This window comes from Janthinobacterium goodfellowi (assembly GCF_051380695.1).
Classification (GTDB): Bacteria; Pseudomonadota; Gammaproteobacteria; order Burkholderiales; family Burkholderiaceae_D; genus Janthinobacterium.
In genome coordinates this window covers 14,271-38,878 of record NZ_JBNYXN010000009.1, presented here as the reverse complement: position 1 = coordinate 38,878, position 24,608 = coordinate 14,271, and the positions used below count along the sequence as shown (strand labels likewise).

At 61.5% G+C, this 24,608-nt stretch carries 24 protein-coding genes; 11 read left to right on the top strand and 13 right to left on the bottom strand.

The features are described from left to right. Positions 1-20: 20 nt before the first annotated feature. From ACQ4WQ_RS26355 to dnaA, 4 genes are all read right to left on the bottom strand, one after another. Positions 21-953 carry a bifunctional helix-turn-helix transcriptional regulator/GNAT family N-acetyltransferase gene (locus ACQ4WQ_RS26355; RefSeq protein WP_436501109.1) on the bottom strand — a complete coding sequence of 311 codons (933 nt, stop codon included), beginning with the start codon at positions 951-953 and terminating at the stop codon, positions 21-23. 142 nt (positions 954-1,095) lie between these two features. Continuing rightward, positions 1,096-3,594, bottom strand: a complete 2,499-nt coding sequence (gene gyrB / locus ACQ4WQ_RS26350) for a DNA topoisomerase (ATP-hydrolyzing) subunit B (protein ID WP_436501107.1) — start codon at positions 3,592-3,594, stop codon at positions 1,096-1,098. A 152-nt stretch (positions 3,595-3,746) separates the two neighbouring features. Beyond that, a complete protein-coding gene (gene dnaN / locus ACQ4WQ_RS26345; RefSeq protein WP_092801273.1) occupies positions 3,747-4,853 on the bottom strand; it encodes a DNA polymerase III subunit beta in 1,107 nt (368 codons plus the stop codon). A 150-nt stretch (positions 4,854-5,003) separates the two neighbouring features. Next, positions 5,004-6,398, bottom strand: a complete 1,395-nt coding sequence (gene dnaA, locus ACQ4WQ_RS26340) for a chromosomal replication initiator protein DnaA (RefSeq protein ID WP_070224767.1) — start codon at positions 6,396-6,398, stop codon at positions 5,004-5,006. Positions 6,399-7,022: 624 nt separating this feature from the next. On the opposite strand from dnaA, the gene rpmH reads away from it, so the two are divergent. From rpmH to ACQ4WQ_RS26305, 7 genes are all read left to right on the top strand, one after another. Continuing rightward, a complete protein-coding gene (rpmH, locus tag ACQ4WQ_RS26335; RefSeq protein WP_010401996.1) occupies positions 7,023-7,157 on the top strand; it encodes a 50S ribosomal protein L34 in 135 nt (44 codons plus the stop codon). Between the two features lie 8 nt (positions 7,158-7,165). Continuing rightward, positions 7,166-7,618, top strand: coding sequence for a ribonuclease P protein component (gene rnpA, locus ACQ4WQ_RS26330; RefSeq protein WP_076569540.1), 453 nt, complete (start codon positions 7,166-7,168; stop codon positions 7,616-7,618). Continuing rightward, positions 7,615-7,875 carry a membrane protein insertion efficiency factor YidD gene (yidD, locus tag ACQ4WQ_RS26325; RefSeq protein ID WP_034754335.1) on the top strand — a complete coding sequence of 87 codons (261 nt, stop codon included), beginning with the start codon at positions 7,615-7,617 and terminating at the stop codon, positions 7,873-7,875. The genes rnpA and yidD overlap by 4 nt, the downstream gene beginning before the upstream one ends. An 11-nt stretch (positions 7,876-7,886) precedes the next feature. Further along, complete coding sequence (yidC, locus tag ACQ4WQ_RS26320) at positions 7,887-9,614, top strand: membrane protein insertase YidC (RefSeq protein WP_326456747.1); 1,728 nt, start codon at positions 7,887-7,889, stop codon at positions 9,612-9,614. A 185-nt stretch (positions 9,615-9,799) separates the two neighbouring features. Then, positions 9,800-11,179, top strand: coding sequence for a tRNA uridine-5-carboxymethylaminomethyl(34) synthesis GTPase MnmE (gene mnmE, locus ACQ4WQ_RS26315; protein ID WP_436501104.1), 1,380 nt, complete (start codon positions 9,800-9,802; stop codon positions 11,177-11,179). Positions 11,180-11,188: 9 nt separating this feature from the next. Then, positions 11,189-11,494: a hypothetical protein gene (locus tag ACQ4WQ_RS26310; protein WP_436501102.1), complete on the top strand. Its 306-nt coding sequence runs from the start codon at positions 11,189-11,191 to the stop codon at positions 11,492-11,494. Positions 11,495-11,586: 92 nt separating this feature from the next. Beyond that, a complete protein-coding gene (locus ACQ4WQ_RS26305; RefSeq protein ID WP_326456744.1) occupies positions 11,587-11,784 on the top strand; it encodes a hypothetical protein in 198 nt (65 codons plus the stop codon). A 163-nt stretch (positions 11,785-11,947) separates the two neighbouring features. Here ACQ4WQ_RS26305 and ACQ4WQ_RS26300 read toward each other — a convergent pair whose 3' ends face one another. Both ACQ4WQ_RS26300 and ACQ4WQ_RS26295 read right to left on the bottom strand, forming a co-directional pair. Further along, positions 11,948-12,583 carry an Hpt domain-containing protein gene (locus ACQ4WQ_RS26300; protein ID WP_326456743.1) on the bottom strand — a complete coding sequence of 212 codons (636 nt, stop codon included), beginning with the start codon at positions 12,581-12,583 and terminating at the stop codon, positions 11,948-11,950. A 104-nt stretch (positions 12,584-12,687) separates the two neighbouring features. Next, entirely contained in the window at positions 12,688-13,638 is a 951-nt protein-coding gene (locus ACQ4WQ_RS26295; protein ID WP_436501099.1) for a CAP domain-containing protein, read from the bottom strand. A 222-nt stretch (positions 13,639-13,860) separates the two neighbouring features. Between ACQ4WQ_RS26295 and pssA the strand changes: the two genes are divergently transcribed. Continuing rightward, positions 13,861-14,631: a CDP-diacylglycerol--serine O-phosphatidyltransferase gene (gene pssA / locus ACQ4WQ_RS26290; RefSeq protein ID WP_414654702.1), complete on the top strand. Its 771-nt coding sequence runs from the start codon at positions 13,861-13,863 to the stop codon at positions 14,629-14,631. On the opposite strand, the gene ACQ4WQ_RS26285 is transcribed toward pssA, so the two are convergent. Together ACQ4WQ_RS26285 and ACQ4WQ_RS26280 are read right to left on the bottom strand one after the other, a co-directional pair. Further along, positions 14,628-15,554 (bottom strand): aldo/keto reductase, encoded by a 927-nt coding sequence (locus ACQ4WQ_RS26285; RefSeq protein WP_326456741.1) that lies wholly within the window; start codon positions 15,552-15,554, stop codon positions 14,628-14,630. The genes pssA and ACQ4WQ_RS26285 overlap by 4 nt on opposite strands. Before the next feature lie 53 nt (positions 15,555-15,607). After that, a complete protein-coding gene (locus ACQ4WQ_RS26280) occupies positions 15,608-16,171 on the bottom strand; it encodes a TetR/AcrR family transcriptional regulator (protein WP_326456740.1) in 564 nt (187 codons plus the stop codon). Between the two features lie 230 nt (positions 16,172-16,401). On the opposite strand from ACQ4WQ_RS26280, the gene ACQ4WQ_RS26275 reads away from it, so the two are divergent. From ACQ4WQ_RS26275 to ACQ4WQ_RS26265, 3 genes are all read left to right on the top strand, one after another. Next, positions 16,402-17,094: a gluconate 2-dehydrogenase subunit 3 family protein gene (locus ACQ4WQ_RS26275; protein WP_326456739.1), complete on the top strand. Its 693-nt coding sequence runs from the start codon at positions 16,402-16,404 to the stop codon at positions 17,092-17,094. A gap of 117 nt (positions 17,095-17,211) precedes the next feature. Next, complete coding sequence (locus tag ACQ4WQ_RS26270; protein WP_414654701.1) at positions 17,212-18,999, top strand: GMC family oxidoreductase; 1,788 nt, start codon at positions 17,212-17,214, stop codon at positions 18,997-18,999. 14 nt (positions 19,000-19,013) lie between these two features. After that, positions 19,014-20,414 (top strand): cytochrome c, encoded by a 1,401-nt coding sequence (locus tag ACQ4WQ_RS26265; RefSeq protein ID WP_436501096.1) that lies wholly within the window; start codon positions 19,014-19,016, stop codon positions 20,412-20,414. 64 nt (positions 20,415-20,478) lie between these two features. Here the strand turns inward: ACQ4WQ_RS26265 and ACQ4WQ_RS26260 are convergent, their stop codons facing one another. The 5 genes from ACQ4WQ_RS26260 to ACQ4WQ_RS26240 form a co-directional block, all read right to left on the bottom strand. Further along, complete coding sequence (locus tag ACQ4WQ_RS26260) at positions 20,479-21,624, bottom strand: D-alanyl-D-alanine carboxypeptidase family protein (protein ID WP_326456737.1); 1,146 nt, start codon at positions 21,622-21,624, stop codon at positions 20,479-20,481. Between the two features lie 113 nt (positions 21,625-21,737). Continuing rightward, on the bottom strand, positions 21,738-22,391 hold the full coding sequence (locus ACQ4WQ_RS26255; protein ID WP_326456736.1) for an alpha/beta hydrolase: 654 nt from the start codon (positions 22,389-22,391) through the stop codon (positions 21,738-21,740). A 48-nt stretch (positions 22,392-22,439) separates the two neighbouring features. Further along, positions 22,440-22,757, bottom strand: a complete 318-nt coding sequence (locus tag ACQ4WQ_RS26250) for a (2Fe-2S) ferredoxin domain-containing protein (protein ID WP_034781335.1) — start codon at positions 22,755-22,757, stop codon at positions 22,440-22,442. A 40-nt stretch (positions 22,758-22,797) separates the two neighbouring features. Then, the gene (locus ACQ4WQ_RS26245; protein WP_326456735.1) at positions 22,798-23,985 is read right to left on the bottom strand and encodes a VanZ family protein; all 1,188 of its coding nucleotides are present in this window, start codon (positions 23,983-23,985) and stop codon (positions 22,798-22,800) included. Further along, a complete protein-coding gene (locus ACQ4WQ_RS26240) occupies positions 23,982-24,596 on the bottom strand; it encodes an ABC-type transport auxiliary lipoprotein family protein (protein WP_436501092.1) in 615 nt (204 codons plus the stop codon). Before ACQ4WQ_RS26240 ends, ACQ4WQ_RS26245 begins: the two co-directional genes overlap by 4 nt. Between the last annotated feature and the right edge of the window lie 12 nt (positions 24,597-24,608).

Genomic DNA, 24,608 nt, shown 5'->3' with positions numbered 1-24,608 from the left:
CGGCGCCGGCAAGCGCCTGCTTACAGGTCGCGCGCCAGCACCTGGCCGATCAAGTCCTTGCCAAAGCTGTGATGCGCCTCTTCCTCGACCAGCTGGAAACCGGCCTTGTCGTAGATGCGGCGGGCATCGGTGAGGATGCTGTTGGTCCACAACACCATTTTCGTATAGCCGACCTGGCGGCTGAAGTGCAGGCATTCATTGACCAGGCGGCTGCCGATACCCAGGCCACGCGCGCAGGGATCGACGTACAGCAGGCGCAGCTTGGCCGTCGTGTCGTCCTGGCGCACGATGAAGACGGAACCGATCACCTTGCCGTCCTTCTCTGCGATCCAGCAGCGTTCACGGGCAGGATTGAATTCCCGCACGAATTTGGCGAGGATCTCGGCAACGAGTGCCTCGTATTCGTTGTTCCAGCCATATTCCTGTGCATACAGCACGGCTTGCCGGTGGATGATCCAGCCCATGTCGCCCGGCTGCGGATTGCGCAGGATATAGCTGGGCGATGAGCTGGGCGATGGCTCTCCCAGCAAGCCCTGGATCTGCTCCATGGCAGCGACCAGCTCCTGCTGCGCCGTCGGCGGCAAGCGCTCCAGCATGGCCGCCACTTCGCGCCGCGACGCATCGACCAGGGGTGCGAGGGTGCTTTGCCCCTGTTCGGTCAGCTGCAATTGCGTGGCGCGTGCATCCGTCGGCGAGCGGGTCTTGGCGATCAGCCCCTGTTTTTCGAACCCGGCAATCACCCGGCTCAGGTAGCCCGCATTCAAGCCCAGCTCGCGGCACAGGTCCGCACTGGTCAATTGTTCCCGATGCGCCAGTTCATACAGGATGCGCACTTCCGTCAGAGAGAATGCGCTGTCCAGCAGGTGTTCATGCAGCACGCCAATCTGGCGTGTATAGAAACGGTTGAAACGACGCACGATCTCCGTGCGTTCGCCGAGTTGGTCCGTATGCATCTGACGCCTCCCATATGCTTGCTTATAGCAGATTATTGCTTGCTTTTGGCAAGTATGTCAATGCAAGGCAGGATTTTGGCGCGCATAAAAAAAGCGGCCCCGAGAGGGCCGCCTTGGCTGCAACGCAAACCAGCAAGCTGGCTTACACGTCGATATTCCCCGCGCGCAGCGCGTTGTTTTCGATGAAGGCGCGGCGCGGTTCCACGTCGTCGCCCATCAGGGTCGTGAAGATCTGATCCGCGGCAATCGCGTCTTCGATCTGCACTTTCAACAAGCGGCGCACGGTCGGGTCCATCGTCGTTTCCCACAGTTGATCCGGGTTCATTTCGCCCAGACCTTTGTAGCGCTGTTTCGAGACGGTGCGTTCGGCTTCGTCGCGCAGCCATTGCATGGCCTGGTGGAAGTCGACCACAGCGATTTCCTTCATGCGCTCGCCTTCGCCGCGGCGCACGAACGCGCCTTCGCCGATCAAGCCTTCGAAGGTGGCGGCGCCGCTGCTCAGCACGGCGTAGTCCGGGCCTTGCACGAAGTCGGCGTCGATGGCCGTCACTTTGACGTTACCGTGGTACATGCGTTCGATGTGCAGCTTGTGTTTTTCCGACAAATCGTCGGAACGCACATGCACTTTCACGGCGCTGTCGTTGATGGCCGTCTGCAGGGCCAGGGCGGAAGCTTCCGCCAGGTCCAGGGTCGACAGGTCCAGCTGCACGCCCGTCATGATGGCCGTCAGGGCGGCGCGGTCGATGACGCGCGTCAGACGGGTCATGATGGTGTTCGACAGGTTGAACTTGCGCACCAGCTCGGTCAGGGTCTCGCCGGAAATGCCCTCCGCGCCTGTGCGCGGCACCAGCACGGCCGTGTTCAGCGCCACGGTCATCATGTAGCTCGCTTCCTCGGCATCGTCTTTCAGATAGCGCTCGTCGCGGCCCGCTTTCACCTTGTACAGCGGCGGTTGCGCGATGTAGATGTGGCCGCGCTCGACCAGTTGCGGCATCTGGCGGTAGAACAGGGTCAGCAGCAGGGTGCGGATGTGGGCGCCGTCGACGTCCGCATCGGTCATGATGATGATGCGATGGTAGCGCAGTTTCTCGACGTTGAATTCGTCCGGTCCGATCGAGGTGCCGAGGGTGGCGATCAGGGTGGTGATCTGCTCCGACGACAGCATTTTTTCGAAACGGGCTTTTTCCACGTTCAGCACTTTACCGCGCAGCGGCAGGATCGCCTGGAACTTGCGGTCGCGCCCCTGTTTTGCCGAGCCACCTGCCGAGTCACCCTCGACGATGTACAGTTCGCACAGGGCGGGGTCTTTTTCCTGGCAGTCGGCCAGCTTGGCCGACAGGCCCAGGCCGTCCATGATGCCTTTGCGGCGCGTCAAGTCGCGGGCCTTGCGGGCCGCTTCACGGGCGCGCGCCGCTTCGACGATCTTGCCGCAAATGATCTTGGCGTCGTTTGGTTTTTCTTGCAGGTAATCTGCCAGCGTCTTGGCGACGATTTCTTCGACGGGGCCGCGCACTTCCGACGACACCAGCTTGTCTTTCGTCTGCGACGAGAATTTCGGTTCCGGCACTTTCACGGACAAGACGCAGGTCAGGCCTTCGCGCATGTCGTCGCCGTTGATTTCCACTTTCGCCTTCTTGGCGAACTCGTGTTCATCGATGTATTTGTTGATCACGCGCGTCATGGCCGCGCGCAAGCCCGTCAGGTGGGTACCGCCGTCGCGTTGCGGGATGTTATTCGTAAAGCACAGCACCTGTTCATTGTAGGCATCGTTCCACTGCATCGACACGTCGACCGAGATGTTCGTGTTCTGGTCCGACATGCGCTCGCCCGTGGCCTGGAAAATGGTCGGGTGCAAGACCGACTTGGCCTTGTTGATGTATTCGACGAAGCCGCGCGTGCCGCCTTCGAAGGCGAACACTTCTTCCTTGCCCGTGCGCTGGTCCGACAACTTGATGTTGACGCCATTGTTCAGGAAGGACAGTTCGCGGATGCGCTTGGCCAGGATTTCATAGTGGAATTCCACGTGCGTGAAAATCTCTTCGTCGGCCCAGAAATGCACGTCGGTGCCGCGCTTGTCCGTTTCGCCGATGACCTTGATCGGGGAGGTGGCGATGTCGCCGACCATGACGATCTGGCGGTCTTGCGGCACGCCGCGCACGAATTCCATGTGGTGCACTTTGCCATCACGGCGGATGGTCAGTTTCAGCAATTTCGACAGGCCATTGACGCAGGACACACCCACGCCGTGCAAACCGCCCGATACTTTATAGGAGTTCTGGTCGAACTTGCCGCCCGCGTGCAGTTCGGTCATGACGATTTCCGCCGCCGAACGCTTCGGATCGTGCTTGTCGTCCATTTTCAGGCCGGTCGGCACGCCGCGGCCATTGTCGGTGATCGAGATCGAATTGTCGCTGTGGATGGTGACGTGGATTTCCGTGCAATGACCGGCCAGCGATTCATCGATGGAGTTGTCCAGCACTTCGAATACCAGATGGTGCAAGCCGGTGCCGTCCGAGGTGTCGCCAATGTACATGCCCGGGCGTTTGCGTACGGCTTCCAGGCCTTCCAGGATCTGGATGGAGGAGGCGCCGTATTCTTCCGTTTTGGCCTGGATCGGGGTGTCTTGTGGATTCTCGGACATGGACTGCTTTCTCAAATAACGATTGCTGATTGATTCGGGGCTGCTGGCTGATGACCGTAGGTCGGGTTAGCCGGAACGGCGTAACCCGACAGACTGCGCTCAGCATGTCGGATGACGCTGCGCTCATCCGACCTACGTCACTGCTGTGGTCTTTAGATCCGCATCGGCATGACGACATACTTGAAGTCGGCATTGTCCGGGATGGAGATCAGGGCGGACGAATTCGAGTCGCCCAGCGCGATGTTGACGTATTCGCATTTCAGGTTGTTCAGCACGTCCAGCAGATACGTCACGTTGAAGCCGATGTCGACGGAGTCGCCGCCGTAGTCGATTTCCAGCTCTTCGACGGCTTCTTCCTGGTCCGCATTGGTCGAGCTGATCTTCATGCTGCCCGGGGTGATGATGCAGCGCACGCCCTTGAACTTGTCGCTGGTCATGATGGCGGCACGTTGCAGCGAGCGCAGCAGTTCATCGCGGCCGATGGTGAAGTCGTTTTTGTAGCCTTTGGGAATCACGCGCGTGTAGTCGGGGAACTTGCCTTCCACCAGCTTCGAGATCAGCTCGATGTCGGCAAAGGTCAGTTTCACCTGATTGGCGGCGATGTCCAGCTGCACCGGCTCATCGTTCTCTTCCAGCAAGCGCTGCAGTTCGATGATGGTCTTGCGCGGAATAATCACTTCCTGGCGCGCGAACGTCTGCTCGGTGGCGACCTGGCAAAACGCCAGGCGGTGGCCGTCGGTAGCCACGGCGATGACATTATTGCCATCCAGAACCAGCAGCAAGCCGTTCAGGTAATAGCGGATGTCTTGCTGCGCCATCGAGAAATGCACCATGTTGAACAGGTGCTTCAGCGTTTTTTGGGGCAGGGTGACGGTGGCGTTGTAGCTTTCCGCCTGTTGCACGGTTGGAAACTCTTCCGCCGCCAGGGTTTGCAGGGCGAAGCGCGACTTGCCCGTTTGCACGGTCAGGCGCTTGTTGAGCAGGGTCATCGTGACGTCGCCCGATTCGGGCAGGGCGCGCAGGATGTCGAGCAGCTTGCGCGCGGCCACGGTGGTGCCCGTGACGTCCGCGCCGGAGCCGATTTCCGCGTGCGTGGTGATCTGCACTTCGGTGTCGGTCGACAGGAAGGAGACATTTTCACCGTCTTTGCGGATGAGGATATTGGCCAGAATCGGCATAGTGTGCCGACGCTCGACAATACCGCTCACGATCTGCAGTGGCCGGAGAAGGGTATCTCGGGTGGTTTTGACCAATTGCATATTTATCCTCAATGTATAGGTTGAACAGTACGACGTTTAACGTATTAATTTAACAATTCTTGCCATAGGGAGCCCCGACAGACCGGCTGCGGCGCTCTCCCAGATAATAAGGGTAAAGCACGTTTTGAGCCAGCCTTGCCCAAGCGGCGCTTAGCCTTTTAACGTTTGTTCCAGCACATGCAATTCATGGTTGCATTCCGGATTCTTGGTACGGTCCAGCGCGATCTTGCGCACGGCATGCAGCACCGTGGTGTGGTCGCGGCCGCCGAACAGCTCGCCGATTTCCGGCAGGCTCTTCTGTGTCAATTCCTTGGCCAGGTACATGGCGATCTGGCGCGGCCGGGCGATATTCGCGGGGCGGCGCTTCGAATACATGTCGGCCACCTTGATATTGAAGAAGTCGGCCACCGTTTTCTGGATGTTTTCCACGGAAATCTGGCGATTCTGCACCGACAGCAAGTCCTTCAGGGCTTCCTTGACGATATCGATGGTGATGTCTTTGCCATGGAAACGCGAATACGCGAGGATCTTGCGCAGCGCGCCTTCCAGCTCGCGCACGTTCGAGCGCAAGTGCTTGGCGACAAAGAACGCCACGTCGTCGGAGAAGGTCACGCCTTCCTGCTTGGCTTTTTTCAACAGAATCGCCACGCGCATTTCCAGTTCCGGCGGTTCGATGGCCACCGTCAGGCCCGAGTCGAAGCGCGAAATCAGGCGGTCGTCCATGCCCGTGATTTCCTTCGGATAGGTATCCGAGGTAATGATGATCTGTTTCTTTGCGGCAATCAGTGCCTCGAACGCATAGAAAAACTCTTCCTGCGTGCGGCTCTTGCCGCCAAAGAACTGGATATCATCGATCAGCAGCATGTCGAGCGAGTGATAGTAGTGCTTGAAATCGTCGAAACCCTTGCGCTGGTAAGCGGTCACTACGTCGCGAACGTACTGTTCCGCGTGGATGTAGCGGATTTTCGCGCCCGGATTGTCGGCCATCACCTGATTGCCGATGGCGTGGATCAAGTGGGTTTTACCGAGGCCGACGCCGCCGTAGAAGAACAGCGGGTTATACGACACGCCCGGATTGTTCGCCACCTGGATGGCGGCGGCGCGCGCCAGCTGGTTGGCCTTGCCGGTCACGAAGCTGTCGAAGGTCAGGTCGGTGTTGATGCGGCTCTGCTCGCGGCGCGGCGCGGCGCCGATGCTCAGTTCCGGCACGCTCGGCTGCGGTTCCGCCGGGCGCGCGCTGGGCGCGCCGCCATTCGGATCGCTGGCCGGGGTGCTGGCGGTGACTGGCTTTTTCGGCAGGGCCAGGCGCGGGTCGAGCACGAACTGCACTTCCGTCGGCGCTTCGAAGTACTGTATGGCCAGCGCGGTGATGCGGCTGGCGAACTGGGTCTTGACCCAATCGAGCTTGAAGCGATTGGGCGCAGCAATGCGCAGCTTGCCCTCTTCGTAATCGAGAGGGATAAGCGGTTTGATCCACGCACTGAATTGTTGCGGTGTCAGCTCCAGTTCCAACTGCGCGGAACAGGCCTGCCAGAAATTATCCATGTATGTCTATGTGAAAAGGTGTGGGAGGGCGTATCGATTCTGCCCTGCGTTCACCGTGTTGCAAGGCCGGCGTCGCGCGAGGGCTCGCCACACGTAACGCGCTATTCTACTCCCGACTGACAAAGTTATCCACAGGCACGACGCTTATTTTTGTGTGGCGGGGTGGGGCGCCATGTGCATAAGAGGCGACTTATCCCCCGGTTATCCCGTCACAGGCAGTGCTGGCGCGGCCTGCGGCGCAGGTGGGGAGCCGCGCGCAAATTTCCAGGCGATCACGGCAATCCTTGACAAGAGGGGGGCATATGCTGAATAATTCAGGGTTCCCCGCCCGTATTCCGTGTTTATTCATTTGGAACGACAATATGGACTAAGCGTGGATTAACGACGCAGTACCAAATCGTAGCGAGCGGTGATGAGTTGTGGCTGAGGCGCGCAACTGTGCGAAGGCACAGTGAGCACCGGAGGCCGCAAATCACTCCGCGTAGTAGATTTGGTGCGCGTTCAAGCGGGCGATGAGATTGGCCAGCTTGTGCTTTGGCATAAGTGCGCGATTGTCATTGGCACCAAAAACTGACGGGACGTCAGACCCGATTTTGCATTTTTTTTGTTTTTAGCGAGACCAACATGAAACGTACTTACCAACCTTCCGTCGTTCGCCGCAAGCGTACGCACGGCTTCCGCGCTCGTATGGCTACCCGTGGTGGCCGTGATGTGCTCAACGCACGTCGCGCAAAGGGCCGCAAACGTCTGGCCGTCTAGGCTTGTCGTTGACAGCTGATCGCGTGGCTAGCTGTACTCCAGTCGGCAATCAACGCGAAGGTTCACACGACTTCGCGCGCTTTCGGCGTATCGTTAAAACGGATGAATTTTCATCCGTTTTTCGTTTGCGCCCTTCGCAAAAAACAGCGCATTTTGTGCTGTACACCCGACACAATCAATTGCCGCATGCGCGGCTGGGCGTCGTTGTGGCCAAGCGTTTCGCGCCGCGCGCGGCGACCCGCAACACGATCAAGCGCGTCACGCGCGAGCTGTTTCGCAACAGCGCGATGCCGCCGGTCGACTGCGTGGTGCGTTTGTCGCGCGCCGTCAACAGCAAGGATGGCCCGGCCACCACGAGCAAGCTCAAAGCCGAGCTGCGTGAGGAATTGAGCCGCCTGTTCGCGGCGCAAATCGCCGCCCAGGCCCGTTCTGTTGCTGCGCCACCACCATCCGCGCCATGAAAACCCTGCTGCTGTTCCTGCTGCGCGCTTATCAGTTGCTGATCAGCCCCATGCTGGGACAGAATTGCCGTTTCTATCCGAGCTGTTCGCATTACGCGATGGAAGCGCTGCGCGTGCACGGTACGGCCAAGGGCAGCCTGCTGGCTGCCAAGCGCCTGTGCCGTTGCCACCCCTGGAATGAAGGGGGCGTCGACCCGGTGCCGCCGGCCGATGGCAAACAATCTTCAACGACCGCTTGCGGTTGCAACCACTCCTGACAAATACCCTAATGGATATCAATAAACGTACCATCCTGTGGATCGTGTTTTCCGTCTCGCTGGTAATTCTCTGGAACGAATGGATGATCTCGAACGGCAAGCCGTCGATGTTCTCCGCGAACACGGAACAAACCGCCAAGGCGCCTGTCACCCCGGCCAAGACGGCCGCCCTGGCTCCTGCCGGCGCGACCGCCGTGCCTGGCGAAGCGACCGATCCCGCCGCGTTCAAGCGCGAAGTGATTACCATCACCACCGACGTCATCAAGGTCGATATCGACACCCTGGGCGGCCAGGTCAAGCGTCTGGAATTGCTGAAATTCAAGGGCGCGGGCAATCCGGGCTGGTTCGGCGGCTGCTTCGGCCTGTTCAAATGGTGCCAGCCTGATGAAGGCAAGCAAAACGAAGTGCTGTTCGACGAAGGCGCGAACCACACCTACCTGGCGCAGTCGGGCCTGGTCGGCGGTCCGTTCCCCACCCACGCGAGCGGTTTCACCGTGCAGCCTGGCGTGCGCACCTTGGGTGACGGCAAGCAAGTGCAACTGGTGATGGAAGCGGTCGAAGGCGGCGTCAAGCTGACCAAGACGTTTACCTTCAAGCGCGGCGACTACGTCATCGACGTGCGCCACGACGTGGCCAACGTGGGCGCGGCCCCTGTCACGCCGCAGCTGTACCTGCAACTGACGCATGACGGCAACAAACCGGTCGGCGACTCGTTCTTCAACAGCAGCTTCACGGGCCCGACTCTGTACACGCCACAAGACAAGTACCAGAAGCTGACGTTCGAGAAAATCGAAAAAGCGGCCGTGGAAGACGAGAAGAAGGGCAACGACAACGCCATGAAGGGCCTGCATCCGGCCACGGCGAATGGCGGCTGGTTTGCGATTTCGCAACACTTCTTCGTGTCCGCTTTCGTTCCGCCTGAAAACGCCAAGCGCGATATCTTCACGAAAAAGCTCGGCACCAACCTGTACGCCATCGGCAACGTGCTGCCACTGCCTACCCTGGCGCCAGGCGCCACGGCCAGCATGGACAGCAAGCTGTACTCGGGTCCGCAAATCGCGCACCTGCTGGAAAACGTTTCCCCTGGCCTGGAACTGGTCAAGGATTACGGCTGGCTGACCATCATCGCCAAGCCGATCTTCTGGGTCATGGAACACATCCACAGCGTGCTGGGCAACTGGGGCTGGACCATCATCGCCTTCACGATCCTGATCAAGCTGGCGTTCTTCCCGTTGTCGGCCGCCGGCTACCGCAGCATGGCCAAGATGAAACTGGTCACGCCGAAGATGCAGGCGATCCGCGAGCGCTACAAGGGCGATCCGCAAAAGATGAACCAGGCCACGATGGAGCTGTACAAGACGGAAAAGATCAATCCGCTGGGCGGCTGCCTGCCGATTTTGATCCAGATGCCCGTCTTTATCGCCCTGTACTGGGTGCTGAACGCGTCCGTGGAAATCCGCGGCGCGCCATGGATCGGCTGGATCACCGACCTGGCCCAGCATGACCCATGGTGCATCCTGCCGGTGCTGTACGCGATCTCGATGTACATCACGACCAAGCTGAACCCGGCCCCGGCCGATCCGATGCAAGCGAAGATGATGCTGTTCATGCCGTTGGCATTCTCGGTGATGTTCTTCTTCTTCCCGTCGGGCCTGGTACTCTACTGGGTCGTCAACAACGTCCTGTCGATCGGCCAGCAATGGGTGATCACCAAGAAATACGCGCCAGCCGCCAAGTAAGTCCGGCCAGCGAACAGAAAGCCCGCCTAGTGCGGGCTTTTTAATTCTTGTAGGTCGGATTAGCGTGGCAAGGCCACGCGTAATCCGACACTATCGCCAGCGTGTGCTGCGTCGGCTTACGCGCTGCGCGCCAAGCCGACCTACGTTGCTGCACCTTCCCTTGCCGTACCTATTACAATATCCCCATGAAACTCGACTCTTCCCCTATCGCCGCCATCGCCACCGCCCCCGGGCGCGGCGGCATCGGCGTGGTACGCGCCTCTGGCAAAAACCTCGCACCCTTGATGACGGCCCTGTTTGGCGCGCAGCAACTGAAACCGCGCCACGCCACCTATCTGCCGTTCACGGAAAGCGATGGCGCCATCATTGACCAGGGCATCGCCATCCACTTCAAGGGCCCGCATTCGTACACGGGCGAAGACGTGCTGGAATTGCAGGGCCACGGCGGCCCCATCGTGCTGCAGCTGCTGCTGGCGCGCGTGCTCGAAGCGGGCAAGGATAGCGGCCTGCGCCTGGCCGAACCGGGCGAATTCACGCGCCGCGCGTTTTTGAATGACAAGCTTGATCTGGCGCAAGCCGAAGCCGTCGCCGACCTGATCGACGCTTCCACGGAAGCGGCCGCCAAGTCCGCCTCGCAATCGCTGTCGGGCGCGTTTTCCAACACGATCCACGCGCTGGTGGAGCAGGTGACGGGTTTAAGGATGCTGGTCGAGGCAACTTTGGACTTCCCGGAAGAGGAAATCGATTTCCTGGAAAAATCGAACGCGCGCGGCCAATTGAAAGCCGTCATCGAAGCCTTGCATAAAGTGTTTGCTCAGGCGGCGCAGGGCGCGCTGCTGCGCGAAGGCTTGAATGTCGTGCTGGCCGGCCAGCCGAACGTGGGTAAATCGTCGCTGTTGAACGCGCTGGCGGGCGCCGACGTGGCCATCGTCACGCCGATCGCCGGCACCACGCGCGACAAGGTCAGCGAAACCATCCAGATCGAAGGCATTCCGCTCAACATCATCGACACGGCCGGCATCCGCAGCGCGGGCGACACCATCGACGCCGTCGAGCGCATCGGCATCGAGCGCACCTGGGGCGAGATTGGCAAGGCGGACGTGATTTTGCACCTGCTCGACGCCGACCATGGCCCCACGCTGGCCGATGAAACCATCGTCGCGGCCTTCCCCGAAGGCGTGCCCGTGGTGCGCGTGTGGAACAAGATCGATCTCTCCGGCCACAAGCCCGGCGTCGACAACATGCCGGACGCCACCCACGTGTATCTTTCCGCGCACGAGCACATCGGCATCGATCTGCTGCGTGCCGAGCTCTTGCGCATCGCCGGCTGGCAGCAGACGGGCGAATCGCTGTACCTGGCGCGCGAACGCCATCTGATCGCCTTGAAATCGGCCGGCAAGCATCTGGATATCGCCGCCGCGCACGCGGCCCAGGACGACCAGTCGCTGGACCTGTTCGCCGAAGAGCTGCGCCTGGCGCAGGTGCAACTGTCGAGCATCACGGGCGAGTTTTCGCCTGACGATCTGCTGGGCGTGATCTTCAGCCGTTTCTGCATCGGCAAGTAAGGGGCAACGATGAAAATATTAATCGCTGTCGCACTGTGCAGTCTGCCCTTGCTGGCTCAGGCAGAGGAAAAGCTGCCGCGCGACGTGGCGCAGTTCATTGAGCAGGCGCAAATGTGCGAGCATTTTGCCGGCGAATGGGATGACAATGACAAGGCGCGCCAGCGCGAGATCACGCAAGCCGTCGAACAATCGTGCGGCCAGGCGCAGCGACAATGGAAGCGCCTGGCCGCCAGGTATACGGCGCAGCCGCGCTTGCGGAAAATCATCGATGAGCACGCCAATGACGCCGTGCGCAGCTTCCGAAAGCAAGGCTAGCATCTGCCCCGTTGAGAAATGTCATGGGCTTCAAACTGCGCTGACGTAATCTTGCTGAGCGGCCTTGAAGTGCCGCTAGGAAAGGAAGCGCCATGGACAGCGAACAGCCGGAAGTCGTGGAAAGCAGGGGGATGGCGGCGCCGCCATTGCCTTCCCTGCCGCAATTGATCGCAGTGCTGCCGCCGAAAGGCGCATGTTGGTACTGCGACAAGCCGCTCGATGCCGTGCGCCGTTTCTGTTGCAAGAGTTGTTGCGTGGCGTATGCGGAAGAGGCGCAGTTCAACAGCTGAGCGCCAAGTAACCCCCAATAAATTATTGTGTTTTCTGACTTCCATAACCGGCGCTCTGCGGTGTTGCCCGCTGCTGGCAGTGCTCGCACTGCGTCGCAGCGGGCGCCTTGCACAGCATCCGGTTCTGTTCGTCATAAATTCACAATAATTTCCCGAGGATTACTTAGCGGCGCCGCAGCAGGGCCGCCAGGGCGCCGTCGAAATCGAACTCGTGCGCGGCGGCTGCCACTTCCTGGTAGACGTTCACGCCCAGGCTGGCAGCGAGCAGGCTGGCCGAGTTTTCCAGGATGTCGATGGCGGCGCCGTCGCCTTCGCGCAGATGGCTGGCCAGGCGCGCCAGCAGCAGCTGGATGGCGGGCGCGGCCGGGTCGGGCGCCACGTCCTGCGCCGCCGTGTGCGTTGCCTCGGGCGTGCCCAGCATGCTGCTGACCGCGCCGAGCAATTGATCCTGCGCCAGTTCCAGTTGCTGCATCTGCTGGGCCAGGTCGGGCGCCTGCGCGCGCAGCGCCGCTTCCAGGGTTTCCGACAGGCTATGTACGTGGCGCGCGCCGATCATGCCGGCGGCGCCTTTCAGGGTATGCGCCTTCAGGCGCGCGGAAGCGTAGTTGCCCGTGTCGAATTCGGCACGGATCTGGCACGGCGTGGTGCCGTGGTCATGCAGGAAGCGGCGCAGGATTTTCAGGTACAGGATGCGGTCGCCCATGATGCGGCCCAGTCCGTTCTCGACGTCGAGAATACGGACCATGTCGGATGCCGCAACGGCGGCATCATCATCGCAAGTGGCGTGTGGTTTCAGCATGCTGTGCAGAGCGCCCCAAAACTTGTCAATTGCTGTAAAGCAGGAACCACCATTTTACATCCAGTCGTCCATGACGCTGCGCCCGCTTGGCGGGGCGAGTCGCCCTAGCGCGTGCTGAATGACCAGCTCTGCGTGACGTCCGCGCCATTGACTTTCCCGATGAAACTCACGTCATAGCTGGTGTTCGCGTTCAAGGCCGCCAGCGGGATGATGGACGCGGCCGAGACGGGCGTATGCACATCGTTGCTGCTGGTGAGCAGGCGCACGGCCAGGTCCGTGGCGGCGCCGCGCTGGCGCACGCTGAACGCCGTCACGCTGACGGGCGTGCCGTAGTTGGCATGCACGCTGATCGGGTAGCCAACCACGTCCTGGTTCGGCACGGGATCGGGCGATTCGTTATCGCTGGAGAAACTGACGGCCACTTTCTGCTGTCCGCTGAAGGGATAGGTGACGATCTGCGCCGCCGCCAGCCCGGGGCCATAGCTGCGGTTGCCGGCCAGGTCGGTGGTGAAATACGCATAGCCGCTGCCGCTGACGGCCGCGCCCGCGCCGCCTTCCTTGAACAGCGGCTCGAAAATGACGAAGCGGTGATAGATGGCCGTGACCAGCTCTTCGGCCAGGTAAAAGCCGGACGTGTTGCTGGCGCCGGCGATGACTTCGCCCTGCAGCGAGGTGACGACGTAGCCGGCCTTGGCCAGGCGGTCGCCCAGCTTGACGCCCGTAAAGCCGGGCTTGCCCTGCACCTGCTCGTGCGCCACCGTACTGTTGAGATTGAGATAGCTGGAATGGCCCAGGGCCGCGCTGTCGATCAGGCTATTGCGCACCAGTGGCGACAGGCCGATCTGGCTGCGCCGGTAATTGAACCAGTTGAAACCATCGGTGGCGATATTATTGCTGAGGACGGGAGCGCCAGGCTCCTGCGTCAGTTGCCCGGCCGGGGTCGAGGTGCTCAGCGACGTATTGCCGCTATCGCTGCCGCCGCCGCAGGCGCTCAGCAGGGCTGCGCTCAGCAGGGCGGGTATCCAGTATTTCCAACGCAGTGACGAGGCAATCAAGTCGACTCCTGTATAGGTGGGCGGACAGCGTACTGCCCTGTAAAACGATTCTAAGGTATTTTGCGACCTCGTAGAGCATCGATGAAAAGATATGTCACGCTCGTGCGGGGACGGTGCCGCCGCCGCGCAGGGTAGAATGAGTGTAGCGCAGCGTTTGCCGCTGCATTGCCCCATCCCGCTACTTTGATTGCCCATAATTTGAACACATTGCCCAAGTCGCGCCTGCAGCGCGCCAAATACGCCTTGCCCAGCATGGTGACTTTGCTGTCGATAGCGTGCGGTTTTGCCAGCATCGTCATTTCCGTCGATAACGCCGGAGTCGGCGATGCGGATGCCTACCGCCTGGCGGCGGCGCTGCTGGTGCTCGCCGGCGTGTTCGATGCGCTCGACGGCTATGTGGCCCGGCTGACGGGCACCAGCTCGCAGTTCGGCGTGCAGCTCGATTCCATCGCCGACGTGATGAATTTCGGCTGCGCCCCGGCCGTCTTGTTGTATTGCTACGGTTTTGTGCAGATGGGCGTGCACGATCCGCTGCTGCTGCGCTTTGGCGGCATGGCCAGCTTCTTCTTTGTCGCGTGCGGCGCCATGCGCCTGGCGCGCTTCAATGTGAATGTGGGGCGCACGGACCCCCTGTATTTCGTCGGCATGCCGATCACGGCCGGCGCCGCCTGCGTGGCGGCCGTGGTGGTGGCCTGGCCGGCGCCCATCGATTCCATGCTGCACAGCTATCTGCTGATGCTGCTGCTCGTCGGCGTGGGCAGCCTGATGGTGTCGACCTTGCGCTTCCCCAGCTCCAAGCAAAAGAAAAGCCTGGCCGCGCTGCTGGTGCTGATCGTTGCCATCGCCCTGCTGGTGTGGCTGAAGACCAGTTTCTTTGCACTGTTCTTCGCCGTCTACATCGCCGCCACCCTGGCGCTGAACCTGGCGTGGCACCTGGGCTGGCGCGGTATCGCCTTACCCCAGGTTTTTAATGACCCGGACGAGATCGACTAAGCCACCTCGTGCCCGCGCGCGGCGCGCAGGATGGCGAACCAGTCGCTGCGGCTGAGCGAAAACTGCGTGCCTTCCACGGCCACGCCCACGGCTTCGATGCGGCCCGTGCCCGTCAGCGGCAGGGGGCGGCATGGCAATTGCATGATCCACGCAAACACCACGCTGGCAAACGGCCGCTGCAGCTGGTCGGCGATCTGCTTGATGACATTGCGCAAGTTCTCCACATTCGCGTCGCCGCCCTGGAACAGGCGGCCGCCGGCCAGCGGCGACCAGATCATCGGCGCCACTCCCACGTCCTGCAAGCCGTCGAAGGTTTCGTCGAACAGGGGCGCCACGTGCAGCGGCGAAAATTCCACCTGGTTCGTCACCAGCGGGAAGCGCCGGTGCAGGCACTCGAACTGATGGCGGCTGAAATTCGACACGCCAAAGTGCAGCACCTTGCCCGCCTGCTGCAGCTGGGTAAACGCGCCGGCGATCTCGTCGAAATCCATCAGCGGGTCGGGACGGTGGATCAGCAGCAAGTCCAGGCGGTCCGTCTGCAACTGGCGCAAGCTGTGTTCCACGGAACTGGTGATGTGCGCCGCGCTCGTGTCGTAATGCTGGATGGCATGGCCGGGACGGTGCGGCGAGAGCAGCTTGATGCCGCACTTGCTGACCAGTTCCATCTTGTCGCGCAAGCCCGGCTGCAGGGCCAGCGCTTCGCCGAACAGGCCTTCGGCGCTGTAGTCGCCATAGATATCGGCATGGTCGAAACTCGATACGCCCAGCGCCAGGCATTGCTCGATGAAGCTCAAACGCTGCTGCGCCGACATATTCCACTCGCCGATGCGCCACATGCCGGCGACGATGCGCGACAGTTCGGGACCGTTGCTGCTTAAACGGCTGCGCGGCGCTTGCAGGCTGGCGGGAAATACATGGCTCATGGACTGGCTTTCTGGTGGTGGCGAAGAGGGTTACGCCACGATTATATCCAGAGCTACAACATGCTGCGGATAAAGCGGCAGCAACGCTCCTGCAGGGCATCGTCGAGCTGGCCGCCCAGTTGCATCTGGTACACCAGCGCCGATTGCAGCATGAAGGCGAACAGGCGCAGGTCGAGGTCGGCGCGCACGCCGATGTTGACCAGGCGCTGCACTACCAGGGTGATCCACGGCGCGACGATCTGCTCGCGAAAGCGCAGCTGCGCCGCCGCATCATTGTGGATCAGCACCAATAAGTCGCAGGTGAAGCGGCCGTCGGCGTTCAGGTTGTCGAAGATGCGCGCGCAGATCGCCTCGATTTCCTGGCCGTCCGGCATGTCGAGCGCGCGCTGCAGCTTTTCCGCCGTGCGCTTGACGAGCGCGTCGAGCAGCATGTCTTCGCGGCGCGGCCAGCGCCGGTAGATCGTCTGGCGCCCCACGCCGGCAGCGTCGGCCACCATCTGTATCGTCACCGCATCGAGTCCATGCTGGCGCACCAGCATGACGATCGCTTCCAGTACCGCATCTTCCACGCCCGCCTTGCGCGGGCGGCCCCGCACCGGCGCCTCTTTTTTGATCACGTCTAACCTGTCTCTGAATGTTTCTTTTAATTATGGTACGATGCGCACCGTAAATGTAATGCTACCGCTTGTCAATCACCTTGATCAATTAACCGGCAGGCGGATGCACCGCGCCGCGATACCCGAGCCATCTCTACGTGAAATCTGCCATCTCAGCGGCGCATGTCCGCATTTTCTTTCTGACTCCCACATCCATCACTGTGGCGGCTCGTGCCGCCTGAGGACAACCTATGAAAATCATCGGGATTTCGCCCCATCGGCGACACTTCTTGCGCAAGGCCGTCGGCGCCGCGCCTGCCGTGGCCTTGCTGGCCGGCGCCGGCGGCGGTCTGGCCATGGCCGTCTCCAAAGACCAGCCTGCCTATAAACCGCGCTTTTTCGACGCCACCGAATGGGCCACCTTGACGGCGCTGGTCGACCGGCTGATCCCCGCCGATGGCGAAGGGCCGGGCGCGCTGGAATCGGGTGCGCATGAATTCATCGACGCGCAGATGAACACGCCTTACGCGTATGGCGCGCTGTGGTATATGCAGGGCCCGTTCGTCCCTTCGATCGAACAGTTCGGCTACCAGTTCCACATGGCGCCGCGCGAGCTGTACAAGAGCGCCCTGGCCGGCGTCAATGCGGCCGTCAACAAGCAGTCCGGCAAGCCTTTCGTCCAGCTGAACGCGGCCGAGCGCGACGCCGTCATCACGCAATTGCAAAAGGGCAGCCTGGACATCGGCGAAGTGCCGGCCAAGGTCTTTTTCAACCAGCTGCTGCAAAACACGCGCGAAGGCTATTTTTGCGACCCCGTGCACGGCGGTAACAAGGACATGCTGGCCTGGAAGATGGTGGGCTTTCCTGGCGCCCGCGCCGACTACATGGATTGGGTGGAACAGTACGGCAAGAAATACCCGTTGCCTCCAGTATCCATCGCCTGAAAACGTCCATGGCGGCGTTGCACTGCCTGGTCGTACTAGCGTACTGCCTGCGGCAATGCGCCTTGCCCTGAACCTTTTCAGTTATTCGTAGCAGATCAAAGAAAAAGAAAAACCATCATGAGTGATATCAAAGCAGATGTAAAAATGAAGCCTGTCGATGCCGTGATTGTCGGCTTCGGCTGGACCGGCGCCATCATGGCCAAGGAAATGACGGAAGCGGGCTTGAACGTGGTTGCGCTGGAACGGGGCGAGTACCGCGACACCTATCCCGACGGCGCCTATCCGAAGACCCTCGACGAGCTGACCTATATCCAGCGCAGCAAGCTGTTCCAGGATATGTCGAAGAGCACGTTCACCTTCCGCCACAGCATCACGGGCGTGGCCGTGCCCTACCGCCAGATCGGCGCCTTCAAACCCGGCACGGGCGTGGGCGGCGCGGGCTTGCACTGGTCGGGCATGCACTGGCGCGTCCTGCCGGAAGAGCTGCAAATCCGCAGCCACTACGAACGCCGCTACGGCAAGAAATTCATCCCCGAAGGCATGACGATCCAGGACTTTGGCGTGACCTATGCCGAGCTGGAGCCGCACTTCGATTTCGTCGAGAAAGTCTTTGGCACCTCGGGCCAGGCGTACAAAGTGAACGGCATCGTCGTCGGCGATGGCAATGTGTTCGAGGGCGACCGCTCCGACAATTACGCGCTGGCGCCGCAAAAAGTGCCGTACACGGCCGAACTGTTCCGCCGCGCGGCCAAGGCCGTCGGCTACCACCCCTTCGTCAACGCCTCGTCGAACGCCTCCGGCCCGTACACGAACCCGTACGGCTGCCAGATGGGCCCGTGCAACTTCTGTGGTTTCTGCTCCGGCTACGCCTGCTACAACTATTCCAAGGCGTCGCCCAACGTCAACATCATGCCGGCCCTGCGCATGGTGGCGAACTTCGAGCTGCGCGCCAACTGCAACGTCGTGCGCATCAACCTCGACGGCAGCAAGAAACGCGCCACGGGTGTGACCTACATCAATGCGGACGGCAAGGCCGTCGAGCAACCGGCCGACCTGGTCATCGCCAGTGCGTTTGCCTACAACAATGCGCACCTGTTCCTGCTGTCGGGCATCGGCAAGCCATACGACCCCGTCAGCAATGAGGGCGTGGTGGGGCGTAATATCGCTTACCAGATGATGTCCACCATCCAGACTTTCTTCAAGGAAGACACGAACACGAACCCCTTCATCGGCGCCGGCGGCACCGGTGTCGCGCTCGATGACTGGAATGGCGACAACTTCGACCATGGCCCGCTGGGCTTTGTCGGCGGCTCGCCCGCCTGGTGCAACCCGGCCGGTTCGAAGCCGATCTCGGGGATTGCCACGCCGGACGGCACGCCCGCCTGGGGTTCTGCCTGGAAAAAGGCCGTCAAGAAGAGCTATTTGAACACGGTGTCGTTCGATTGCCACGGCGCGAACATGACTTACCGCGACTGCTATGTCGACCTCGACCCGACCTACACGGACAAGTATGGCCAGCAATTGCTGCGCTTTACCTTCGACTGGAAGGAAAACGACATCAAGATGAGCCGTTTCGTCACCGATAAGATGATGAAGGTGGCCGAAGCCATGAATCCGGAATCGATCAAGGTGTCCGTCAAGAGCGTGGGCGACCACCTCGACTTGCGCAATTACCAGACCACGCACTGGGCGGGCGGCACGGCCATGGGCGCGGACCGCAAGACCAGCGTCGTCAACCGCTACCTGCAAAGCTGGGACGTGCACAACGTGTTTGCCGTCGGCTCCAGCGTGTTCCCGGTCGGCATCGGCTACAACCCGACGGGCCTCGCCTGCGCGCTGACCTACTGGTCGGCCAAGGCCATCCGCGAGCAATACCTGAAAGATCCCCGTCCCCTGGTCGCCTGATAAAGAACAAGAAGATGAACAACACATTCACCCATACAGTGGGGGCGCTGCTGCTGGCGCTCGCCGCCAGTACCCCCAGCGCCGCCTGGTCCGCCACCGCCGCCACCGTCCCGAACGCCCAGCTGATACGCCAGGGCGAATACCTGGCCCGCGCGGGCGACTGCATCGCCTGCCACACGGCCGGCACGCAGGGTAAACCGTTCGCGGGCGGCCTGGGCATGGAAACGCCGATCGGCAAGGTGTATTCCACCAACATCACGCCCGACAAGAAGGCCGGTATCGGCGACTGGAGCTTTGCTGATTTCGACAAGCTGATGCGTACCGGCGTGACCAGGCACGGCTATACCGTGTATCCGGCCATGCCGTATCCGTCGTACTCGCGCCTGAGCGAAGCGGACATGCAGGCGCTGTACGCCTATTTCATGCATGGCGTGAAGGCGGACCCGACGCCGAACAAGGCGGCCGACATTCCATGGCCCCTGTCGATGCGGTTCCCGCTGACCATCTGGCGCTGGGCGTTTGCCCCCACGCCGCAGCCGTATAAAACGCCGGCCACGGGCGACGCACAATTGCTGCGTGGCGCCTACCTGGTACAGGGCCTGGGCCACTGCGGCGCCTGCCACACGGCGCGCGGCGTGGGCATGCAGGAAAAATCGCTGACGGATGAGGGCAATACGACCTTCCTGGCGGGCGGCGGCGTGATCGACGGCTGGTCCGTGCCATCGTTGCGCAATGAACATGGCGGCGGCCTGGCGCGCTGGAGCGCGGCGGAGATCGCCGAATTCCTGAAGACGGGCCGCAACAGCCATACGGCGTCGTTTGGCGCCATGAACGACGTGGTGGCCCATTCCATGCAGCACATGACGGATGGCGACCTGGCGGCGATGGCGAAATACCTGAAATCGTTGCCGCCGTCGAACCCGGCCACGCCCGCCTTCGTGGCCGACGACAAGCTGGGCAAGCAGTTGTTCAGCGGCATCGTCAACTCCAAGGGCGCGCAACTGTACCTGGACCGCTGCGCCGGCTGCCACCGTTCCGACGGCAAGGGCTACGACAAGGCTTTCCCTGCGCTGGCCGGTAACGCCGTGCTGCAGACGAACGATCCCACCTCGGCCATCAACATCGTGCTGTCGGGCGGCGCCGTGCCGGCCACGCGCACGGCGCCGTCGGCGCTGACGATGGCGCCGTATGCCGACATCTTCAATGACGAGCAGACTGCGCAAGTGGTGACGTTTATTCAAACCAGCTGGGGCAACCGTGGCACGCCCGTGACGGCGGCGCAGGTGGCCAAGGTGCGCAAGCTGTCCGTGCCGGTGCAAGCGTCGCAGACGGAAGCGACGTTTGCGGCAGGCCGCCATGGCACGTTCCCGCCCGTGGCGCGCCAGCCGCACCTGAAGGATGCGCCGGCGAAGTAACGTCGATGGACGAAAAAAATGCCCGCAGCATCTGCGGGCATTTTTTATGGGGAATGCTGACGGCTTATTTCATCCACAGGCGCATCGAATCCCAGGCGCGGCCGAAGATCGTTGCCTGGTTGATCGGTTCCAGCGCCACGACGGGCAGTTCCAGCAGGACCTTGTCGTCAACCATCATTTTCAGCTTGCCGACAGGGGCGTTTTCAGCCAACGGCGCGACCAGCGGGTCCTTGCGTTCCAGCACAGGTTTCATCTTGGCAGCCATGCCTTTGGGTACGGTGACGAGCACGTCGCGGGCGAAACCGATTTTCACGGTGCTTTTCGAGCCCTTCCATACTTCCGGCGTGGCCACGGCCTGGCCTTTCGAGTACAGCTTGACCGTATCGAAGTTCTGGAAGCCCCAGTTCAGCAGCTTCTGGCTTTCCTGCGTGCGGGCCTGGTCGGACGAGGTGCCCAGCACCACGGAGATCAAACGGCGCTCGCCGGTGCCGCCTGGACGGCGGGCCGAGGCGATCATGCAATAGCCGGCCGCTTCCGTGTGGCCCGTCTTCATGCCGTCGACGGTCGGGTCCAGCCACAGCAGGCGGTTGCGGTTAGGCTGGGTGATCTTGTTGTACGTAAAACTCTTGATGGAATCGATTTTGTAGAATTCCGGGTAGTCGGCGATCACGCGCTTGGCCAGCACGGACAAGTCTTGCGCCGTGGAATAGTTCTCGGGGCTAGGCAAGCCATGCGGATTGGCAAAACGCGTGTTTTTCAGACCCATGCGCTGGGCTTCGCGGTTCATCAGCACGACGAAGGTGCCTTCATCGCCGGCGACGGCTTCGGCCAGTGCCACGGCGGCGTCGTTACCCGATTGAATCATCAGGCCGTGCAGCAAGTCGTCGATCGACACGGGCGTGGCCGGATCGATGAACATCTTCGAGCTGCTCGAATCGACTTTCCATGCGCGCACGGACACGTTCACTTTCTGGTCCAGCGCCAGTTTCTTTTCGCGGATGGCGGCAAACGTCAGGTAGGCCGTCATGATCTTGGTCAACGAGGCCGGCTCGATGCGCGCGTCCGGATCTTGCGAAGCAATGATCTGGCCACTGGTGGCGTCAAGCAGCAGCCAGGACTTGGCGGCGATGGTCGGGGCTGGAACGGTTTGCGCGTAGGCGGCGGATAGGAAAAGTACACTGGAGGCCAGTGCCGCTAAAAGTTTTTTCATGGAGGCTGGTCTGCGAAAAAGATGAAGGCTGAGGGCCACGCAGTTGCTGCGTACGTGGCCGCGTGGAAAAAACGGATCAATTATAGCCGTGGAGGCGCTAGTAAGCCCACACTTCAATGATCATCTGCTGCGATTGCGGGTTTGTCACCATGCCACAGCGCAATCACGAGGTTCTTGATGTGGTTGAGCTTGCGGTGGAAAAAGTGGTCGGCGCCAGGGATCACGATCACGGGGATGTCTTGTGGACGGGCCCAGTCGAAGACGGCGGACAGGGGAATCGTGTCGTCCAGTTCGCCGTGGATCAAGATGGTGTCGGCCGGAATATCGGCCATGGCCCATTTGCCGGCCGCGCTGCCGATCAGCGCCAGGCGCTCGGCGGGCGTGCCGGCGGCGGCCAGGCGTTCCTGCAGTTTCGATTGCACGAAGGTGCCGAACGAGAAGCCGGACAAGGCCACGGGCAAGCCCGGGTACAGGCCGATCATGTGTTCATACAGCAATTGCATGTCGTCCGTCTCGCCCGCGCCATGGTCGTGTACGCCTTCGGAAGCACCGACGCCGCGGAAGTTGATGCGCGCCACCACGTAACCGAGGGCGACAAACGCGCGCGCCAGGGTTTGCGTGACCTTGTTGTCCATCGTGCCGCCGTACAGCGGGTGCGGATGGGCAACGAGGGCGATGCCGCGCGGGGTGTCTGCCGGGAAATCGAGCAAGCCTTCCATGCTGCCTGCATGGCCGGCGAGGGTAAATTTTTCCGAGTTTCTGTTCATGATGCTCATACTGGTGGCGTAGGCTTAAATTAGGATTAAATATGCGGCTTAGATTTTCAGACGTTCGACGATCTTGCCACCCACCAGGTGCGTATCGATGATTTCATCGATATCACTGGTGTCGACATAGGTGTACCAGGTCGCTTCGGGGTAGATCACCAGCAGCGGACCTTCCTCGCAGCGGTCCATGCAGCCGGCCTGGTTGATGCGGATCTTGCCCGCGCCATTCATGTCGAGTTCCTTGATGCGGCGCTTGCAATGCTTTTGCGCCGCTTCCGCGCCATGGTCGCCGCAGCTGTTGCGGCCATCTTCACGTTTGTTCATGCAGAAAAAAACGTGACGTTCAAAATACGGTGCGTCGCTCATACTATGCTCCTGCTGATTCATCAATGCGCCATGATAGCGCTTATGGGTGGTCTTCGCGACGCTGGCGCTGCACATCGTCCTGCCGGTTCAGGCGATGCGAGGGCAGGCACAGGAACCACAGGGCCACGAAGGGCCACAGCAAGGCCAAAAATTGCGCCGCGCCATTAAAGTTCAGGAACTTGCCTTGTACCCAGCCTTGCAAGGTTGACATGAAATACGGGTTGATCGGCGTCGTATTCACCATCACCAGACTCAGCAGCAAGGTGGCGGCCGCGATGCGGCGCTGCGCCACGTGCGGCGCGAAGGCCAGGCCGCCCAGCATGATCAGGCCGATCAGGAAGCCGCCCTGGGCGCCCGGCGTGATCCAGACGAAGGCGTTTTCGGGCGAAAACAGCAGCGCGCTGGCCATCGAACGCACGGTCAGGGCGGCGGCGATCAGGGTCAGCATCAGGATGGCGCGCGGCGCGGCGCGGCGCAGCAGGCACAGCAAGGTGAGCACGGCGCCCGTCATGCCGCAGGCCGTGATGATTGTTTCCGAAAGCCAATATTGCTCGACCGTTAAGATCACGTCGGGCCGCAGATACGCGGCCAGGTCGATGTCCATGCCCGTCAGCTGCGACAGCCAGTCCGACAGGATGGGCAGCAACTGGCCCAGGCCGAACAGATAGCCTTGCGGATAGATCTGCGCCAGCGGCCACAGGGCCACCAGCACCAGGCCCTGGCTCGCGTGCTGGGCAAACCAGCGCTGGCGCAGGCGGAACAGATGGCTGTGGTCGAGCAGCTTGCGCGCCGTCAGGGCGCCGATGATGGAACCGATGCAGCAGCCGGCCGCATTCGTATAAAAGTCGAGGTTCGACGATACGCGGCTGGGCAGATAGGTTTGCACGGCTTCCATGCTGCCGGAAATCAACATGCCGCACAGGCTGGCGACGATAACGGCAAAGAAACCAGTAATTCTTGGAAACAGCGAATACACGATCAGCGCGCCCAGCGGGATGTAGCCGACGATATTTACGCCCACGTCGAAGCCCGTCCAGTAACGGGGCATGCGCGTGTTTTCCAGGAAGGTCAGCGGCGACAGGCCATTGCTGTGCCAGCCCGTGAACGGGAACCAGCTCGCGTACACGATCAGGAAGACGTAGGCGAGCAGGGTCGCGCGCGATACGGGCGAGGAACGGACGGGCGGCAGCGGCGCCGCCGGGCTGGCGGAGGGTGCGGGGTCGGTCATTCTTTCGGAATATTCAGCGTGCCCAGCCAGGTGAGCAGGTCGGCGGCGATGGCATCCGAGGCCGCCGCCAGCGCCTGCGCGCCGCCTTGCGCATCGGCGCTGCCGGCCGGAGCGCTGCGGCTGAAGGTTTTCTGGTCGATCAGGCGGTGGCCGCGGAACAGCGAAGCGCGCAGCGACACATGGCCGCTGCTTTGGGTCTGCGTGTCAAACGCTTGCGAAAAATCGTCGACGTCGATGCGCAGCAGCGGCATGCCGGCGGCCGCGTCCGTGGTCGACAGCACTTTCACGCCGCTTTGCGCCACGCGGGTTTTCAGGCGCTGGCTCAGCAGTTGCAGCGGCGGCGTGTTCCAGCGGTTGTAGGCGTACGGCCGCGATTGCTGCGCATCCGCGTACAGCAAGCGGTAATACATACGCTGGCTGTCGAGCCAGGAAGGGCCGTTGGCGTCGGCGATGACCAGTACGGGCACGGCTGGCGCGGCGGCCGGTGCCGCTGCCTGCGGCGCGGCCGGGCCGAAATCATAGAACGTGGGCACGGGGCCGCGGCTGGCGCAGCCGCCCAGCAAAAAAGCGCCGGCAAGGATGAGTGCGGTGAGATGGCGAGGAATAGGCATGCTGTGTTCTCC